The sequence below is a fragment of the Alloalcanivorax gelatiniphagus genome (assembly GCF_005938655.1).
GTDB lineage: Bacteria > Pseudomonadota > Gammaproteobacteria > Pseudomonadales > Alcanivoracaceae > Alloalcanivorax > Alloalcanivorax gelatiniphagus.
On the sequence record NZ_VCQT01000035.1, the window covers coordinates 52696 to 69504 of the forward strand.

Below are 16809 nucleotides of genomic sequence, written 5' to 3' on the forward strand. Positions count from 1 at the left end.
CACCGGGGGGCGGCGGCGCGCCTAGAAATCCGCGGTCACCGACAGCACCGCGGTGCGCGGCGCGCCCACCGTCAGCATGCTCCAACTGTTGACGCTGGCCCAGTAGGCCTTGTCGCCCACATTCTGGACGGTCAGCCGCCAGGTCACCGGGGTACCCGCCAGCCGGCTCTGATAGCGGGCGCCCAGGTCCCAGGTGGTCCATGACGGTAGCTGCTGTTGATTGCTATTGGAAAGATACTGCTCGCCGGTATGGTTGGCGGACACCAGCAGCGTCAGGTTGGGCACCGCCGCCGGGTCCCATTCCGCGGTGGCGTTGGCCTGGAAGTCCGGCACCCCCACCGGCTTGTTGCCTTTCACCGACGGGTCCCTGGCCCGGGTCAGTTCGGCGTCCATGACCATCATCCCGGTCATCAGCCGCAGCCGCTGGCCCAGCTCCCCAAACACCATTACCTCCAGGCCCCGGTTGCGTTGCTCACCGCCGGCCCGGTAGACACCGGCGCCGTTCAGCTCACCGAAGGGCTTGGTGATCTGGAACACATCCAGGGTGGCGCCGAGAGCCCCCCGGTCCAGCTTGACGCCGGCTTCGTATTGCTTGGCCACATAGGGTTCCAGGGCCTGGCCGGCGTTGGCCGCCGCCGCCGGGGCGATCTCACCCCGGCTCAGGCCCTCGGTGTAGTTGCCGTAGAGCGACACGCCGCTCCAGGGGGAGACCATCAGTCCGGCGAACAAAGCGGTGTCGCCTTCGTCGTAGTGGTCGCTGCCGGGGGCGGCATTAAAGTTGTCGGTCTCGATGTCCTGCCGGCGGGCGCCCAGAGTCACCTGCAGGCGGCGGTCCAGGAACGACAGGGTATCGGCCAGGGCCAGACCTTTCAGCTTGGACTCGGACATGCGTGGGATATGAGCGGGCCGGGCCACGTTCAGCTCCGGCCGCGACACCGGATCATAGATATTGGAATCGTAGGACGAGCTGGCGTAGACCGCGCCGCGCCGGTATTTCTCCCGGTAACCGCTGACCTGAACGGAGACCTCATGCTCCACGCCGGCGGTGTCGAACAGGGCCCTCAGGCCGGCGTCGGCGGTGCGGCGCTGATTGCGGAACAGCATGTAGGACGGGGAATCCCGGGTATCGCCCTGGGCGTTCTGGATGGTCGGGTAGCCGAACAGTCGGTCCACTTCGCTGTCGCCGCCGCCCAGGTTGGCGAACACCATCAGGTGCTCACTGAGGTCGTACTCGGTGGAGAACAGCAGGGAGCGGTCGTCCACCCGGGACCATTCCCATTTCTGGGTCACGTTGCGGCGGCCATCCGGCGCCGAGGGCAGCGGCACGCCGCTGGCCAGCATCAACTCCCGGGACGGGGCGTCGTAATCTTCCCGCTGGGCCAGCAGGTCCAGGCTGGCGCGCAGGCGCTCGCCCTGATAATCCAGCGCCAGGGCGGAGTAGCGAGAAGTCCGCTGCTGGTGATCCAGGCGGGTGTCGCCGTCGGTGTAGCCGGCGTTGAAGCGCAGCCCCCAGCGGTCGTCCTCGCCGGCCCTGCGGCTCAGGTCCACGCTGCCACCGAACTGCTGGTCCTGGGTGTACTGGGCTTCGACCCGGTTCAGGTCATTGGCCGGTGCCCGCTTGGACACCACGTTGATGGTGCCGCCCACACTGCCATTGGGCGACAGCCCGTTAAGCAGGGTGGACGGGCCCTTGAGCACCTCCACCCGCTCCGCGTAACCGGTCAGCACCCGATAGTTGGGGGCCACGCCGTAGACGCCGTTATAGGACACTTCACCGGAGTTGCCCTCGTTCATGGCGAAGCCACGGATAAAGAACGAATCCAGCATGCCGCCGGCGCCGCTGGCACCGCGCACCGACGGATCGTTGCGCACCATCTCCGCCACGGTGCGCGCCTGCAGGTTGTCGATGGTCTCGCGGGTGTAGCTGGTGATGTTCACCGGCGCGTCCATATAGTCCTTGTTGCCCAGCATGCCCACCTGGCCGCCGCTGGCCAGCTGGCCGCCCCCGTAGGGCACCGGCAGGGCCATGGCCGGGGAAGCGCCGATGCCGCCGGTCACTTCCACCCGCTCCAGCTGCTGGCCGGAGATCGGCTGGATCACGTAAAGATCCGGCCCGGCCACGGTGCCCGCCAGGCCGGTGCCGGCCAGCAACTGGTTGAGCCCATCGGCCACGCGGTACTGGCCATGCAGACCCGGGGAGGACTTGTCGGCCAGCGAATCGGAATCGGCCTGGAGGGTAATGCCGGCGCGCTCGGCGAACCGGTGCAGCGCCGGCGCCAAGGGCCCGGCGGGGATGTCGAAAGCCTGTTCGCCGGCGGGCGCGGCCGCCGCCGAAAGGGCAAACAAAGCGCTGATCAGCAGGCCGGCCAGCGGCCGCCCTAAGGCACGAAACGACAAGGTCATGGAAATCATTGTCCGGTGTCCTGATGCGGTGAATTCAATGTCTATACCGGGAAGGACACGGGAGATCGGAAAAGGGGACAGCCCTCGCGAAAAAGATCGTCAGCGAGCAGCCACGCGCACCCAATAGGGCGTCATGAACGACACCGTCACCGGCAGGGTGGCCGGCAAGGCCGCCAGAATCGGATCGGTGCGATCAAGCTGGAAGGTGCCGGTGATGCGCAGGTCGGCGACCGTCGAATCGCACTGCAGCACGCCGTGCCGGTAGCGGCCCAGCTCGGCCAGAAAGCGCGCCAGGGGCATGGCATCGGCCACCAGGCGCCCCCGGGTCCAGGCGGCGCGGCTTTCCAGCGCCGGCCAGTTGGCCGCCAGCCCCTGATCATCGAAGCCGGTGGCCTGGCCGGCGCCGACCACCCGCCCCGGGGCCGGCGCCGGGCTCTGCCCGGGCCGCACCGCCACCGCGCCCTCGAACACCGCCAACTCAGAGAACCCCGGCTCGGTGCGGCGCACCAGAAAACGGGTGCCCAGAGCCTGCATCAGGCCTTCGTCGGTGCGCACCCTCAGGGGCCGGTCGGCGGGGTCGCCACCGCTGGCCACCAAAATCTCGCCCCGATGGAGACGCAGCAGGCGCTGGGCGCCGTCGAAACGCACGTCCAGGGCGGTGTCGGTGTTCAGGTTCAAACGGGTACCGTCACTGAGCACCAGCTCCCGGCGTTCGCCGACGCCGGTGCGGTGGGTGGCGCGCCAGGCATCCAACGGCAGAGCGCGGCCGGCCATATAGGCCGCCGGCGCCACGCCAATCAACAGGGCCAGATGTTTCAGCGCGGTGCGCCGATCCACACGCCGGCGTCGATCCAGGGTGCGCATCCCCAAGTCCGCGGGAATACCCTGGAAGGTCTCCGCCACCCTCAGGGCGCGCTGCCAGGCCTGCTCGTGCCGCGGCGAGCTGGCCCGCCAGCGCGCCAGCTCGGCGCGGGCACCCGCGTCCAGATCGTCCTCCCGCCACCGCAGGAACCAGTGCGCCGCCTGCCGGGCCACGGCGCGGTCCAACGGTATGTCGTCCGTCATTCCATCAACAGAATGCATTCTTCCAACGCCCGGGCCATGTAACGTTTCACGGTGCGCTCGCTCACCCCGAGATGGTCGGCGATGACGGCATAGGTGAGCCCCTCAAGCTGGGCCATCAGAAAAGCGGTTCGCACCGCCCGGGGCAGGCGGTCGAGCATGGCGTCCACCGCCTGCAGAGTCTCCAGCAAATCCAGGCGCCATTCCGGTGACGGCGCCTGCTCCTCCGGCATTAACGCCAGCGCCTCCCGGTAGGTGCGCTCCAGGGAAAGACGCCGGTAATGGTTGACCAGCAGGCGGCCGGCCACCGTGCTCAGGTAGGCGCGCGGCTCGCGCAGCGCCAGGCCGCCGCGGTCCCGGGCGGTGAGCAGCCGGATAAAGGTATCCTGGGTGAGGTCCTCGGCGCTGTGGGCGCACTCCAGCCGGCGGCGCAGCCAGCCGCGCAACCAGCCCGCGTGGGCACTGTAGAGCTGGTCGATACGCGCCTCGACCGCTGCCGGACTGTCCTCGGCGATGGCCATCCCCTTCCCCAATATCATTCAATAATGGGAATTATTATCATTATATGGGTCCACAGGCCAGCCCCGGGTGCCCGGAGACCGGCCGGCCTCCGGGTCTTCGGCCGCCCTAATCGCCGTCGGTGATCGCCCCCAGGGAGGCGGAGCTGACGGTCCTGGCGTATTTGGCCAGCACGCCACGGGTGTAGCGCGGTGCCGGCGCGCTCCAGGCGGCGCGGCGGCGTTCCAGTTCGGCGTCGTCCACGCCCAGGGTGATGGTGTCCGCTTCCGCGTCGATGATGATTTCATCGCCGGTTTCCACCAGGGCGATGGGGCCGCCCTCCTGAGCTTCCGGGGTCAGGTGGCCGACCACGAAGCCGTGGCTGCCGCCGGAGAAGCGGCCGTCGGTGATCAGCGCCACGTCGTTGCCCAGCCCCCGGCCCATGATCGCCGAGGTGGGGGTGAGCATTTCGCGCATGCCCGGGCCGCCCTTGGGCCCTTCGTAGCGGATCACCAGCACATCGCCGGCGGTGACGGTGCCGTCCATGATGCGGGCGGTGGCTTCCTCCTCGGAGTGGAACACCCGGGCGGTGCCCTTGAAGTAGGTGCCTTCCTTGCCGGTGATCTTGGCCACCGCGCCGGTGGGCGCCAGGTTGCCGTAGAGGATGCGCAGGTGGCTGTCCTTTTTGATCGGGTTATCCAGGGCATGGATGATGTCCTGCTCCACCGGATAGGGGGCCACGTCGCGCAGGTTTTCCGCCAGGGTGTTGCCGGTGACGGTGAGGCAATCGCCATGCAGCAGGCCGGCGTCGAGCAGGGTCTTCATCAGCGGCTGGATGCCGCCGATGGCCACCAGTTCACTCATCACATAGCGGCCGCTGGGTCGCAGGTCCGCCAGCACCGGGACCTTTTTACCGATGCGGGTGAAATCGTCCAGCGACAGCTCCACGTCCACGGTGTGGGCCATGGCGATCAGGTGCAGCACCGCGTTGGTGGAGCCGCCCAGGGCAATCACCACGGTGATGGCGTTCTCGAACGCCTCCCGGGTGAGGATGTCACGGGGCTTGATGTCCCGGTCGAGCAGATTCAGCACGGCGGCGCCGGCGGCCCGGCAGTCCTCCAGCTTGTCGTTGTCCTCCGCGTTCTGGGCGGAACTGCCCGGCAGGCTCATGCCCAGGGCCTCGATGGCGCTGGCCATGGTGTTGGCGGTGTACATGCCGCCGCAGGAGCCGGCGCCGGGGATCGCCTCTTCCTCCACCTGCTTCACTTCGATCAGCGACTTGTCGCCCTTGGCGTGGGCGCCCACTGCCTCGAACACGGAGATCAGGTCGGTGTGGTTCTTGCCCGGCTTGATGGTGCCGCCGTAGACGAACACCGAGGGCCGGTTAAGCCGCGCCAGCCCCATCATGCAGCCGGGCATGTTCTTGTCGCAGCCACCGATGGCCACCAGGCCGTCGAAGCCTTCGCAGCCGGCCACGGTTTCGATGGAGTCGGCGATCACTTCCCGGGACACCAGCGAGTACTTCATGCCCTCGGTGCCGTTGGCGATGCCGTCGGACACGGTGATGGTGTTGAAGATCACGCTCTTGCCACCGGCGCCGTCGGCGCCCCGTCCGGCCTCGTCCGCCAGGCCGTCGATGTGCATGTTACAGGGCGTCACCCGGCTCCAGGTGGAAGCGATGCCGACCTGGGGCTTTTTGAAATCCTCGTCGGTAAAGCCGGTGGCGCGCAGCATGGAACGGCTCGGTGCCTTGCCGATGCCGTCCACCACCGGGGCGGAATAGCGGCGGCGGGGATCATCGCTCATCGTCAGTCTCCTTGTGCATCGGGGCGTCCGCGCCGGGTAGAGCGCGGGCGCTGACCCGGCAGGATACCAGTCCGGCGAAACGCCGCCCACGGTCCCGCACCCGAGGCGGTGGCGCCAATGCCGGCAATAGACAAAACCAACTTCGTTTGTTCACCGCGCTCTGCGAGAATGCCCGCTTTCGGGCTTACCCGCCCTGTTCCTTTTTCTCCCCGTTATCCACGGTCCGGAGCTTGCGCATGTCTTCCATTTCCCGCGCGGATACCCCTTCCGTCGCATCCCACCCCCGTCTCGCCGAACTGGCCCTGGCGCCGGGGTTCTGGTCGTTCGTGGGGCTGCGCTTTATCGCCGGCCTGCCCCATGGCGCCTACTTCGGCGTGGCCGCCCTGGTGGCCGCCGCCGCGGTGCCTCTGAATCAGCGGGCCCGGGCGGTGGGCCGGGTGATGATGGGGCTGACCGTGGCGATCCTGCTGGGGGCGCCGCTGGGCACCTGGGCCGGCAATGAGTTCGGCTGGCCGGTGGCGTTCGCGGCGGTGGGCGGCATCGCCGTGACCACCGCGCTGATGGTGCGTCTGTTCGTGCCGTTCGTGGCCGCCGACCCGGACGCCAGCCCGGTGCGGGAACTGGGCGCGCTGGTCAACCAGCGGGTGCTGTTCACCCTGGGCATCGCCAGCATCGGCTTCGGCGGCATGTTCGCGGTGTTCAGCTATGTGATGCCCACCCTGACCCGCCAGGCCGGCATGGCCGAGTCCCTGGGCCCGCTGGTGCTGGCGATCTTCGGGGTCGGCACCATCATCGGCACCCTGGCCGGCGCGCGGCTGGCGGACTGGAACCTGGTACGGGCGATTCCGATTATTCTGCTGTGGTGCACGGCGATTCAGGTGCTGTTCTTTTTCGCCGCCAACCAGGTCGGCGCCGGCCTGCTGTTCGTGGGGCTGGTGGGCACCAGCATGGCCCTGGGGCCGACCATCCAGACCCGGCTGATGGACGTGGCCGGCGATGCCCAGACCATGGCCGCCTCGTTGAATCACGCTGCTTTCAATATGGCCAACGCGCTGGGCGCCTGGCTGGCCGGGCTGGTGATCGACCAGGGCGCGGTGTGGTCCAGCACCGGTCTGGTCGGGGCGGCGCTGGCCATTGGCGGGTTGTTGATTTTTCTCGCCGGGCGGCGGGTGGAGAAGGGCGCGGTTCGCGGTTGAGGCCTGATCGCGGCTGAAGCCGCTCCTACAGAAGACCATGCCACACCGGTTGGCGCATACACACCGGCCTGGTAGGAGCGGCTTTAGCCGCGATAATGATTTTCCGGCCGGGCCGGGGGTGCGAAAAGGCGCGGTTCGCGGCTGTAGGAGCGGCTTCAGCCGCGATGGGAATTAACGCACCCCGGCGGAGAGCGGCTCCGGCTGCACCAGCTGGCCGGTGACCGGGAAACGGATGCGCACCCGCAGGCCACCCTCCGGGTGGTTGTCCAGCACCATCTCGCCGTGGTGCATGTCGACGATGCGCTTGACGATGGCCAGCCCCAGGCCGCTGCCGGACAGGGTGCGCGCCATCTCGCCCCGGGAGAACGGCTGCAGCAGCAGCGGAATGTCCGCCTCGCGCACGCCCTTGCCGTGGTCGCGCACGGTCAGGCGCAGGGCGTTGTCGTCCACCTCGGTGGTGATCTCCACCGGCGGCGCGCCGTATTTGAGGGCGTTGGTGATCAGGTTGGAGAGCATCCGTTTCACGGTGAGCCGTTTGAGCATCAGGCGCGGCACATCCTCCTGGTGGATGCGCAGCTTCTCCATGGGGTACTTGGCCACCACCTCGTCGATCAGGCTGTTCAGGTTCTCGTAGTCCGGCTGTTCATCGGCGCCGTCGCGGATAAAGGCGATGAACTGGTCGAGGATGGCGTCCATGTCCTCGATGTCCTCGATAATGCCCTGGGAAATTTCCTCGTCGTCGAGAAATTCCGCCGACAGGCGCAGCCGGGTAAGCGGCGTGCGCAGGTCGTGGGAGACCCCGGCCAGCAGCAGGGCCCGGTCCCGCTGGGCCTGCTGCAGCTGGCTGGTCATGCGGTTGAAGGCCCGGTTCACCGCCTGGATCTCGGTGGGCCCGGTGCTGTCGTCGAGCACCGGCACCGCCTCGCCGCGCCCCACCTTCAGCGCCACCCGGGCCAGCCGCCGCAATGGCCGGTTGAGGCTGCGCGCGATCAGCAGGCCGCCGATCACCGCCAGCAGCGGCACGGTCACGCCCCAGCCCAGCAGCAGATAGCGGTCGTAGTCGCGGAAGAACGACATGGGCACCCGCAGCCAGCCGCCCTGGAAGGAGGGCGCGGTGACCCACAGGATCGGCTGGCGGTCGTCCTCCAGGCGCACGGTGGCGTGCTCGCCGAGCCGCGCCGACAGCTCCTCGCGGAAGCGGTCCATCACCGGCCGGGACAGCACCAGGGTGCGTGGCTCACCGAAATCCGGCGGCGTGCCCGGCACGATGCCGGTGGTCTCGCCCAGCCGCTGCCCCAGGGAGGCATCACCGTCCGGCGGAAACACCAGCTCCGCCTGCAGGGCGGTAAGGCGGGCGTATTCACGGATGCCGGGCAGGTAGGCGTTGCGGGCAAAGAACCAGAGCGTCACGCCCTGGCTGAGACCGATCACCAGGCCGACGATCAGCGCGGCCCGGGTAAAGGCGGTTTTGGGCAGGAAGCGGGCCACGGCTGCGCCGGCTCAGTCCGGCACGAACACATAGCCCACGCCCCACACGGTCTGGATATAGCGGGGCTTGGACGGGTCGTCTTCCAGCAGGCGGCGCAGCCGTGACACCTGCACGTCGATGGAGCGCTCCATGGCGGACCACTCGCGGCCCCGGGCCAGGCTCATCAGCTTGTCCCGGGTGAGCGGTTCGCGCTGGTTCTGCACCAGCGCCTTGAGCACCGCGAATTCGCCGGTGGTGAGCGGTTGCGGGTCGCCTTCCCGGGCCAGGGTGCGGTTGCCCAGGTCCAGGCTCCAGGGGCCGAACTGCACCACCGATTCTTCCTTGCTGGGGGCGCCGGGTACTTCCCGCACATGGCGGCGCAGCACCGCGCGGATGCGGGCGCTCAGTTCCTTGGGGTTGAACGGCTTGGGCAAGTAGTCGTCGGCGCCGGCGTCCAGGCCCTCGATGCGCTCCGCGTCGTCGCCCTTGGCGGTGAGCATGATGATCGGCAGGTTGTTGTCCCCATCGCGCAGGCGGCGGCAGATCGACAGGCCGTCCTCGCCGGGCAGCATCAGGTCCAGCACCATCAGCGAATAGATCTCCCGGGACAGGGCCCGGTCCATCTGTTCCGCGTCGGCCACCGCCTTCACCGCATAGCCCTGCTCTTCCAGAAAACGCTGCAGCAGACCGCGCAGGCGGGCGTCATCGTCCACCACCAGAATCTTTTCGACTTGTTCGCTCATGGTGCTCCTCGGTTTTCGCCGGCCCCGGAGGGGCGCGCCCGGTGATCGCGGCGCAAGCCGCTGCGACCGCGGCGCCAGCGATTGGCCATCGCCGTCCGGCGGGACCCGCTTGGTGTACCGCGCCAGCCGGTGCCGGGCAAGCCTGGATTGTATAGAAAGATTACCGTCCGCCGAATCCGCCGGTGACGCAAATTGGCAATCAGTGCCGCTTTTCATCAAGTTACGCGCCGCCCAGCCCTTGTTATCATTGCGCCGGCGATAAGGAGACCAAGCACAATGGCGAAGATTCTCGTGGTGGACGATTCCCCCACCCAGCTGACCAACCTGGTGAAAATGGTGGAGAGCCAGGGCCATCAGGCGATTACCGCCAGCAATGGGATGCAGGGCATCGAGCAGGCCCGCAGCGAACAGCCGGACCTGATTCTGATGGACGTGGTGATGCCGGAGCTGAACGGCTTCCAGGCCACCCGCAAGATCGCCAAGGACGCCGAGCTGAGCCGCATCCCGGTGATTCTGGTGACCACCAAGGACCAGGAAACCGACAAAGTGTGGGGCGAGCGCCAGGGCGCCGCCGGCTATATCGTCAAGCCGCCCAAGGAACGCGAGCTGGCGGCGATGATCGCCAGGGTGCTCGGCGGCGCCTGAACAACCACACCCCGCCCCGTCAAGTCAATCTATGAACGACCGGAGTCATTCCCTATGATTCCGGTCGTTTTCGTTTACACGCCTTCGCGCCGCGCGCGCCGCCGCGCAAGTCAGGAATCCCCATGCAAAGCATCGAACAGATCATCGCCCAGGAACTCAATGCCCAGCCCCGCCAGGTGGCCGCCGCCGTGGCGCTGCTCGACGAAGGCGCCACCGTGCCGTTCATCGCCCGCTACCGGAAGGAAGCCACCGGCGGTCTGGACGACACCCAGCTGCGTAACCTGGAGGAGCGTTTGCGCTATCTCCGCGAGCTGGAAGATCGCCGCGACACCATCCTGAAAAGCATCGCCGAGCAGGAAAAGCTGACCCCGGAGCTGGAAAAGGCGATCAAGGAGGCGGACACCAAGACCCGCCTGGAAGATCTGTACCTGCCCTATAAGCCGAAACGTCGCACCCGCGCCCAGATCGCCCGCGAGGCGGGGCTGGAGCCGCTGGCCGAGGCGCTGCTGGCCGATCCCACGCTGAACCCGGAGCAGGAAGCCGCCGGCTACCTGAACGAAGAGCACAAGATCGCCACCGCCAAGGACGCCCTGGACGGCGCCAAACAGATTCTCATGGAGCGCTTCGCCGAGAACGCGGAACTGCTCACCCGGCTGCGTACCTGGCTGTGGGACAACGCCCATGTGCAGGCCCGGGTGGCGGACGGCAAGGAAGACGAAGGCGCCAAGTTCCGCGACTACTTCGAACACGACGAAGCGCTCAAGTCGATTCCCAGCCACCGCGCCCTGGCCCTGTTCCGGGGCCGCAACGAGAGCGTGCTGCACGTCTCCATGGTGCTGCCGGAAGCGCTGGAAAACGCCGAGCCGCACCCCTGCGTGGCCATGGTCACCCAGGTGGCGGACTGGCGCGACCAGGGCCGCGCCGCCGACGCCTGGCTGGGCGAGGTGATGCGCTGGACCTGGAAGATCAAGCTCAACACCCACCTGGAAACCGAACTGCTGGGCCGGGTGCGCGAGCTGGCCGAGGAAGAGGCGATCCAGGTCTTCGCCCGCAACCTGAAGAGCCTGCTGATGGCCTCGCCGGCGGGCCCCAAGGCCACCATGGGCCTGGACCCGGGGCTGCGCACCGGGGTCAAGGTGGTGGTGGTGGACGCCACCGGCAAGCTGCTGGAGCACACCACCGTGTTCCCGCACCAGCCGAAAAACCAGTGGGACCAGTCCCTGGCCACCCTGGCCAAGCTGTGCGCCAAACATGAAGTGGACCTGATCGCCATCGGCAACGGCACCGCCAGCCGCGAAACCGACAAGCTGGCCGGCGAACTGGTCAAGGCGCTGCGCGACAAGCTGACCATGCAGAAGATCATGGTCTCCGAGGCCGGCGCCTCGGTGTACTCCGCCTCCGAGCTGGCGGCCCGGGAATTCCCGGACCTGGACGTGTCGTTCCGGGGCGCGGTGTCCATCGCCCGCCGCCTGCAGGACCCGCTGGCCGAGCTGGTGAAGATCGATCCCAAGTCCATCGGCGTGGGCCAGTACCAGCACGATGTGAGCCAGGTGAAGATGTCGCGCTCCCTGGACGCGGTGGTCGAGGACTGCGTGAACGCCGTGGGCGTGGACGTGAACACCGCCAGCGCGCCGCTGCTGGCGCGCATCGCCGGCCTCAACGCCACCATCGCCGGCAATATCGTCACCTTCCGGGAGAAAAACGGCGCCTTCAATAACCGCGATGCCCTCAAACAGGTGCCGCGCCTGGGCGAGAAGACCTTCGAGCAGGCCGCCGGCTTCCTGCGCATCATGAACGGCGACAACCCCCTGGACGCCTCATCGGTTCACCCGGAAGCCTACCCGGTGGTGGAGAAAATCGCCGAGAAGCACGGCCGCCCGCTCAAGGAACTGATCGGCGACGCGCCCTTCCTGAAATCCGTGAAACCGGCGGAATTCACCGATGACACCTTCGGCCTGCCCACGGTCACCGACATTCTCAGCGAGCTGGAAAAGCCCGGCCGCGACCCGCGCCCGGAGTTCAAGGCCGCCGAGTTCAAGGAAGGGGTGGAAACCCTCAACGACCTGAAGCCGGGCATGATGCTGGAAGGCGCGGTGACCAACGTGACCAACTTCGGCGCCTTCGTGGACATCGGCGTGCACCAGGACGGCCTGGTGCATGTGTCCGCCCTGGCGGACAAGTTCGTGGAAGATCCCCACGACGTGGTTAAACCCGGCGACATCGTCAAGGTGAAGGTGCTGGAGGTGGACAAGCCGCGCAAGCGCATCAGCCTGACCATGCGCCTGGATGACCGCCATCAGGAGCAGGCCGCCGACGGCGGGCAGGCTCCGGGCAAGGCGCGCCCGCGCAAGGGCGGCCAACGCCAGGCCGGCAAGGGCCGGGGCCAGCAGGCTCAGCAGTCCCAGGGCCAGGGCGCCCTGGGCGCCGCATTCGCCAAGGCCTTCGAACAACAGAAGAAACGCTAGTATGCTGCTGCGAGACTTCCCTTTCTGGCGGTGCCGCCCCGGCACCGCCGGCCAGATCGGATAGGCCCATGACCGACATCCTCAGCCAGCGAATCCAGGCGCTCCTGGATTCCGACGCCGCCGCCACCCTGGCGGATATTCACCGTGGCATCGAAAAGGAAAGCCTGCGCATCAGCCAGCGCGGCACCCTGGCGAGCACGCCGCACCCCACGGAACTGGGCTCGGCACTGACCCACCCGTACATCACCACCGATTACTCCGAGGCGCTGCTGGAGTTCATCACCCCGCCCAGCACCTGCCTGCAACGGCCGATCGAGTTTCTCGACCAGCTGCACCGCTACACCTACCGGCATATCGGCGACGAACTGCTGTGGGTGAACTCCATGCCCTGCATGATCGGCGACGACGACAATGTGCCGGTGGCCGAGTACGGCAGCTCCAATGTGGGCCGCATGAAGCACATCTACCGTATCGGCCTGGGTCACCGTTACGGGCGCAAGATGCAGACCATCGCCGGCATCCACTACAACTTCTCGTTCCCGGAGGCGTTCTGGCGCATCCATCAGGAACTGGAAGGCGTCGGCGGCCCGCTGCAGAACTACATTTCCCAGCGCTATTTCGATCTGACCCGCAACTTCCAGCGCTATTCCTGGCTGCTGGTGTACCTGTTCGGCGCCTCGCCGGCCCTGTGCGCCTCCTTCCTGGCCGGCCGTGAGCACCACCTGCTGGAGCGCTTCGACCACAGCCTGTACACGCCCAACGCCACCAGCCTGCGCATGAGCGACCTGGGCTACCAGAACAACGCCCAGTCGTCCCTGGCGATCAGCTACAACAATCTCCAGGAATACGTGGACACCCTGACCCACGCCATCAAGACGCCGGAGCCGGCTTACCAAAAGCTCGGCGTGCGCGACGCCAATGGCGAGTACCAGCAGCTCAACGCCAACATCCTGCAGATCGAGAACGAGTACTACTCCTCGATCCGTCCCAAGCGCGCCATCAACAAGGGCGAACGCCCCACCCTGGCGCTGCAGCGGCGGGGCGTGGAGTACGTGGAAATCCGCGCGCTGGATCTCAACCCTTTCGAGCCGGTGGGCATCAACCAGCAGGACATCCGCTTCCTGGATCTGTTCGCCAGCTACTGCCTGCTGCGCGAATCGCAGCAGCTGGAACGCTGCGACCTGAACGCCAGCAAGGAAAACCTGCGCCGGGTGGTCTACCAGGGCCGCGACACCAGCGTGCAACTGGACAACTGGGGCAAGGCGGTGAGCCTGCGTCAGTGGGGCCTGGAAAAACTCGACCAGATGATCCCCATCGCCGAGCTATTCGACCGCACCCATGGCGGCGACAACTACGCCCGCGCCCTGGAGCAGCAACGGGAGAAAATCCGCACCCCGGACGCCACCCCTTCCGGGCGCATCCTCGATCAGTTGGAAAGCCGCCAGCAGGGTTTCTTCGCGTTCGCCATGGAGCAGGCGCAGGCACACCGCGACCATTTCCTGGCCCGTCCCCTGGACAGCGCCGTGGAGAACGAGCTGCGCCAGGCCGCCCGCGACAGCCTGGCCGAGCAGGCCGAGTGCGAGGCACAGCCGGAACCGCCGTTCGAGGACTATCTGCGCGATTATTTCCGCGACTAGCCCCCCGGGGCCGGGGGGCGCACCGTCCCTTTCCCGGACGAAGGGTCGAAAAAGGCTAACGAACGGCCATGGCACCGGCGCCGCCCGGTGCTAATCTCACGGAACATCCCGTTGAACCCGGTGTTTCCCGGGCAAGGAGGGGACATGTTCAAGCCGACATCCGACCCGTTCGAGAAAGCCTACAACCGCGGCTGCATGTGGGGCATGGCCGGCGGCGCCGTGGCGCAGTGCCCGTACCGGGACGAAGCGCTGGCGGAATGGTGGGTACAGGGCTGGGAAGCCGGCGCCGCCGCCTGGCGTGATCGCCGGGAACCCGCCACGTCCCGCGACGTCTGACACAGCGAACGACTCAAAAAAAGGGATACAAAAACCATGCAATCGCTGCTTCCGGCGCCCCGGGCGCTCAATGGACTGACTTTGCTTGCCTGCGCGGCCGCCTTTGGCGGCGCTCTCTATATGCAACACGTGGAAGGGCTGGAACCCTGCCCGCTCTGCATCTTCCAGCGCATTGCCCTGATCGTGGTGATGGTGATACTGCTGATCGCCACCCTGCACGGCCCCAAGGGCGTGGGCGTGCGCGTCTACGCGGTGCTCACCGGCCTGGCCACCCTGGGCGGCGCGGGCATCGCCCTGCGCCATCTGTGGCTGCAGAGCCTGCCCGCCGACCAGGTGCCCGCCTGCGGCCCGACCCTGGACTACATGATCGACGCCTTCCCGCTGCACGAAATGCTCGCCACGGTGCTGTCCGGCTCCGGCGAGTGCGCCGAGATCAGCTGGCGGTTTCTGGGGCTGACCATCCCGGGCTGGTCCCTGGTGGTGTTCGGCGGCGTCCTGGTGGTGGCTCTGATACAATTGTTCCGCCCACGCCGGGGCTGAACCCAATAGCATAATAATCGCGGCTGAAGCCGCTTCTACCGAGCAGGAAGAGTAGGAGCGGCTTCAGCCGCGATTTGGTTTGGCCCCCGCGCCCCCGTGTGTATCCGGCCGCGGAGAGCCAACCGTGCTTGATGGTCTGTTGATTCTGCTGTTGTTCCAATTCCTCGGCGAAGTGGTGATCCATTTCACCGGCCTGCCGTTGCCCGCCCCGGTGGTGGGCATGGTGCTGCTGTTACTGGCGCTGATGTTCAATCTGCCCGGCGGCGAGCGCATCTCCCAGGCCGCCGCCGTGCTGATCCGCCATATCACCCTGCTGATCTTCCCCCTGGGCGTGGGCATCGTGCTGCAATGGAGCCGCTACCAGGACTATGCCCTGGCGCTGACCGTGGCGGTGGTGCTGGGCACCGTCATCGCCCTGGTGCTGGTGACCCTGCTGCTCAAGTGGCTGATGCCGGCGCCCCGGGAGCACCACCATGATTGAGCTGGTGCATACACCCCTGTTCGGTCTGCTGCTGACCCTGGCCAGCTACCGGCTGGCGGTCTGGATCTACGGCAAGAGCCACAGCCTGCCGGTGCTGCATCCGTTCCTGGTGGCCTCGGTACCGGTGATCGTGGTGCTGCCGTGGGCCGGCGTCTCCTATGAGGAATACCGGCAACAGACCAGCATTCTCTCGTTCCTGCTCGGCCCGGCCACGGTGGCCCTGGCCTGGCCCCTGTACCGGCAACTGCGCACCGTGCGCCAGGTGTGGCGGCCGGTGCTGATCACCACCCTGGTGGGCGCCGCCCTGGCGGCGGGCATCGCCATTGGCCTGGCCTGGTGGCTGGGCGCGCCGGAGCAGGTGGTGGGCTCCCTGGCCCCCAAATCGATCACCACGCCGATTGCCGTGGAAGTGGTCAAAAGCACCGGCGGCCTGGTGTCCCTGGCCGCCGGGGCGGTGGCCATCACCGGCATCGTCGGCGCCCTGGTGGCCGGCCCGGTGTTCCGGCTGCTGCGGGTGCGCGACGACCGGGTGCGCGGCTTCGCCCTGGGGCTGGTGGCCCATGCCATCGGCACCGCCCGGGCCTTCGAGTTCGGCGAGAAAGCCGGCGCCTTCGCCGGGCTGGCCCTGGGGCTCACCGGGCTGGTCACCGCCCTGGCGCTGCCCTGGCTGTGGCCGTGGATCGCCGGCTGGTTGTTTTAACCCCGGTTTTTATGACAAATCCGTCTTTAACGGCAACTGTCTGACCTTCAAGCCTTTTTCCCGCCGCCGGACGAAAACCGCCTTTTCCCCCCGTTGCCGCCGGCAACGCCGGGGGGCTAGCCTCGATATCCCCCCACCCGATGTCCGGCGTACTCGCCGGGGTGGCTGTTCACCGGATCGTCAGCCCCCACAACGAACGCCGGCACCGCCCTGCCGGCCAGGAACAAGGAGCGACCGTCATGGCACCCCCCGCTTTGTCCCCCCTTATGCAATGGCGCCGTATCGAGGCGCTGGTCGGCGCCTGGCTGGAACAGCGCCAGCAGTTGATCGTTCGGCTGTGCGCCCTGCAGGGCCTGGAAGGTCTTGATGATGCCCGCCCCCGCTCGGTGCAGTCCCGGGTCGGCGAGTTCTGCCAGCTGCTGATGGATTACATCAGCGCCGGCTATTTCGAGGTGTACCGGGAGCTGGTGCGCGAAGCGCGCCGCTACCAGGAGACGCCGGATGTGGCCGGCCATATTCTCCGTGAACTGGACCAGTCCACCGAGGAGGCGCTGGCCTTCAACGAGGATTTCGACAGCGATGACCATTGTCTCGGGCAGTTGCAGCAGTTGCCCGAGCGGCTCAACCGGCTCACCGAGGTACTGGAAGAGCGCTTCGCGCTGGAGGATCAGTTGATTCTGAGCGTGCATCAGGCGCCACGGCGGCACGCCCTGCGGCACTGATAGAGGTTCCCCCTGTAGGAGCGGCTTCAGCCGCGATCCGGTCCCCGTGGGGATCGCGGCTGAAGCCGCTCCTACAGGGGAGCCAATAAAAAAAGGTTCATCGCGGA

At 67.3% G+C, this 16809-nt stretch carries 15 protein-coding genes; 9 read left to right on the top strand and 6 right to left on the bottom strand.

The genetic code is table 11. From position 1 onward, the window contains the following. Window positions 1-21: 21 nt before the first annotated feature. From FGS76_RS11295 to ilvD, 4 genes are all read right to left on the bottom strand, one after another. Window positions 22-2412 carry a TonB-dependent receptor gene (locus FGS76_RS11295; RefSeq protein ID WP_138772750.1) on the bottom strand — a complete coding sequence of 797 codons (2391 nt, stop codon included), beginning with the start codon at window positions 2410-2412 and terminating at the stop codon, window positions 22-24. Between the two features lie 90 nt (window positions 2413-2502). Next, window positions 2503-3468, bottom strand: coding sequence for a FecR domain-containing protein (locus FGS76_RS11300; RefSeq protein ID WP_138772751.1), 966 nt, complete (start codon window positions 3466-3468; stop codon window positions 2503-2505). Continuing rightward, on the bottom strand, window positions 3465-3986 hold the full coding sequence (locus tag FGS76_RS11305) for a sigma-70 family RNA polymerase sigma factor (RefSeq protein ID WP_138772752.1): 522 nt from the start codon (window positions 3984-3986) through the stop codon (window positions 3465-3467). The genes FGS76_RS11300 and FGS76_RS11305 overlap by 4 nt, the downstream gene beginning before the upstream one ends. Window positions 3987-4092: 106 nt before the next feature. After that, window positions 4093-5769, bottom strand: coding sequence for a dihydroxy-acid dehydratase (ilvD, locus tag FGS76_RS11310; RefSeq protein ID WP_138772753.1), 1677 nt, complete (start codon window positions 5767-5769; stop codon window positions 4093-4095). Between the two features lie 236 nt (window positions 5770-6005). Here ilvD and FGS76_RS11315 point away from each other — a divergent pair, with 236 nt between their 5' ends. After that, on the top strand, window positions 6006-6965 hold the full coding sequence (locus FGS76_RS11315; protein WP_138772754.1) for an MFS transporter: 960 nt from the start codon (window positions 6006-6008) through the stop codon (window positions 6963-6965). A 171-nt stretch (window positions 6966-7136) separates the two neighbouring features. Here the strand turns inward: FGS76_RS11315 and FGS76_RS11320 are convergent, their stop codons facing one another. Then, window positions 7137-8453: an ATP-binding protein gene (locus FGS76_RS11320; RefSeq protein WP_138772755.1), complete on the bottom strand. Its 1317-nt coding sequence runs from the start codon at window positions 8451-8453 to the stop codon at window positions 7137-7139. A 12-nt stretch (window positions 8454-8465) separates the two neighbouring features. Beyond that, window positions 8466-9176 (bottom strand): osmolarity response regulator transcription factor OmpR, encoded by a 711-nt coding sequence (gene ompR, locus FGS76_RS11325; RefSeq protein WP_138772756.1) that lies wholly within the window; start codon window positions 9174-9176, stop codon window positions 8466-8468. 276 nt (window positions 9177-9452) lie between these two features. Between ompR and FGS76_RS11330 the strand changes: the two genes are divergently transcribed. The 8 genes from FGS76_RS11330 to rsd all read left to right on the top strand — a co-directional run bounded on the left by FGS76_RS11330 (window position 9453) and on the right by rsd (window position 16702). Continuing rightward, entirely contained in the window at window positions 9453-9821 is a 369-nt protein-coding gene (locus FGS76_RS11330; protein WP_138772757.1) for a response regulator, read from the top strand. 122 nt (window positions 9822-9943) lie between these two features. Then, on the top strand, window positions 9944-12286 hold the full coding sequence (locus tag FGS76_RS11335; protein WP_138772758.1) for a Tex family protein: 2343 nt from the start codon (window positions 9944-9946) through the stop codon (window positions 12284-12286). Window positions 12287-12354: 68 nt separating this feature from the next. Beyond that, window positions 12355-13923 (top strand): glutamate--cysteine ligase, encoded by a 1569-nt coding sequence (gshA, locus tag FGS76_RS11340; RefSeq protein ID WP_138772759.1) that lies wholly within the window; start codon window positions 12355-12357, stop codon window positions 13921-13923. Window positions 13924-14067: 144 nt separating this feature from the next. Further along, the gene (rmf, locus tag FGS76_RS11345) at window positions 14068-14259 is read left to right on the top strand and encodes a ribosome modulation factor (RefSeq protein ID WP_138772760.1); all 192 of its coding nucleotides are present in this window, start codon (window positions 14068-14070) and stop codon (window positions 14257-14259) included. Between the two features lie 36 nt (window positions 14260-14295). Further along, entirely contained in the window at window positions 14296-14799 is a 504-nt protein-coding gene (locus FGS76_RS11350; protein WP_138772761.1) for a disulfide bond formation protein B, read from the top strand. 124 nt (window positions 14800-14923) lie between these two features. Continuing rightward, a complete protein-coding gene (locus FGS76_RS11355) occupies window positions 14924-15280 on the top strand; it encodes a CidA/LrgA family protein (RefSeq protein WP_138772762.1) in 357 nt (118 codons plus the stop codon). Next, window positions 15273-15980, top strand: coding sequence for an LrgB family protein (locus FGS76_RS11360; RefSeq protein ID WP_138772763.1), 708 nt, complete (start codon window positions 15273-15275; stop codon window positions 15978-15980). The genes FGS76_RS11355 and FGS76_RS11360 overlap by 8 nt, the downstream gene beginning before the upstream one ends. Before the next feature lie 239 nt (window positions 15981-16219). Then, window positions 16220-16702 carry a sigma D regulator gene (rsd, locus tag FGS76_RS11365; RefSeq protein ID WP_138772764.1) on the top strand — a complete coding sequence of 161 codons (483 nt, stop codon included), beginning with the start codon at window positions 16220-16222 and terminating at the stop codon, window positions 16700-16702. Window positions 16703-16809 lie beyond the last annotated feature (107 nt).

Bases quoted from the DNA above. Each gene is read 5' to 3' on its own strand.
- FGS76_RS11295 (WP_138772750.1), bottom strand. From the start codon at position 2,412: ATGATTTCCATGACCTTGTCGTTTCGTGCCTTAGGGCGGCCGCTGGCC.
- FGS76_RS11300 (WP_138772751.1), bottom strand. From the start codon at position 3,468: ATGACGGACGACATACCGTTGGACCGCGCCGTGGCCCGGCAGGCGGCG.
- FGS76_RS11305 (WP_138772752.1), bottom strand. From the start codon at position 3,986: ATGGCCATCGCCGAGGACAGTCCGGCAGCGGTCGAGGCGCGTATCGAC.
- ilvD (WP_138772753.1), bottom strand. From the start codon at position 5,769: ATGAGCGATGATCCCCGCCGCCGCTATTCCGCCCCGGTGGTGGACGGC.
- FGS76_RS11315 (WP_138772754.1), top strand. From the start codon at position 6,006: ATGTCTTCCATTTCCCGCGCGGATACCCCTTCCGTCGCATCCCACCCC.
- ompR (WP_138772756.1), bottom strand. From the start codon at position 9,176: ATGAGCGAACAAGTCGAAAAGATTCTGGTGGTGGACGATGACGCCCGC.
- FGS76_RS11330 (WP_138772757.1), top strand. From the start codon at position 9,453: ATGGCGAAGATTCTCGTGGTGGACGATTCCCCCACCCAGCTGACCAAC.
- FGS76_RS11335 (WP_138772758.1), top strand. From the start codon at position 9,944: ATGCAAAGCATCGAACAGATCATCGCCCAGGAACTCAATGCCCAGCCC.
- gshA (WP_138772759.1), top strand. From the start codon at position 12,355: ATGACCGACATCCTCAGCCAGCGAATCCAGGCGCTCCTGGATTCCGAC.
- rmf (WP_138772760.1), top strand. From the start codon at position 14,068: ATGTTCAAGCCGACATCCGACCCGTTCGAGAAAGCCTACAACCGCGGC.
- FGS76_RS11350 (WP_138772761.1), top strand. From the start codon at position 14,296: ATGCAATCGCTGCTTCCGGCGCCCCGGGCGCTCAATGGACTGACTTTG.
- FGS76_RS11360 (WP_138772763.1), top strand. From the start codon at position 15,273: ATGATTGAGCTGGTGCATACACCCCTGTTCGGTCTGCTGCTGACCCTG.
- rsd (WP_138772764.1), top strand. From the start codon at position 16,220: ATGGCACCCCCCGCTTTGTCCCCCCTTATGCAATGGCGCCGTATCGAG.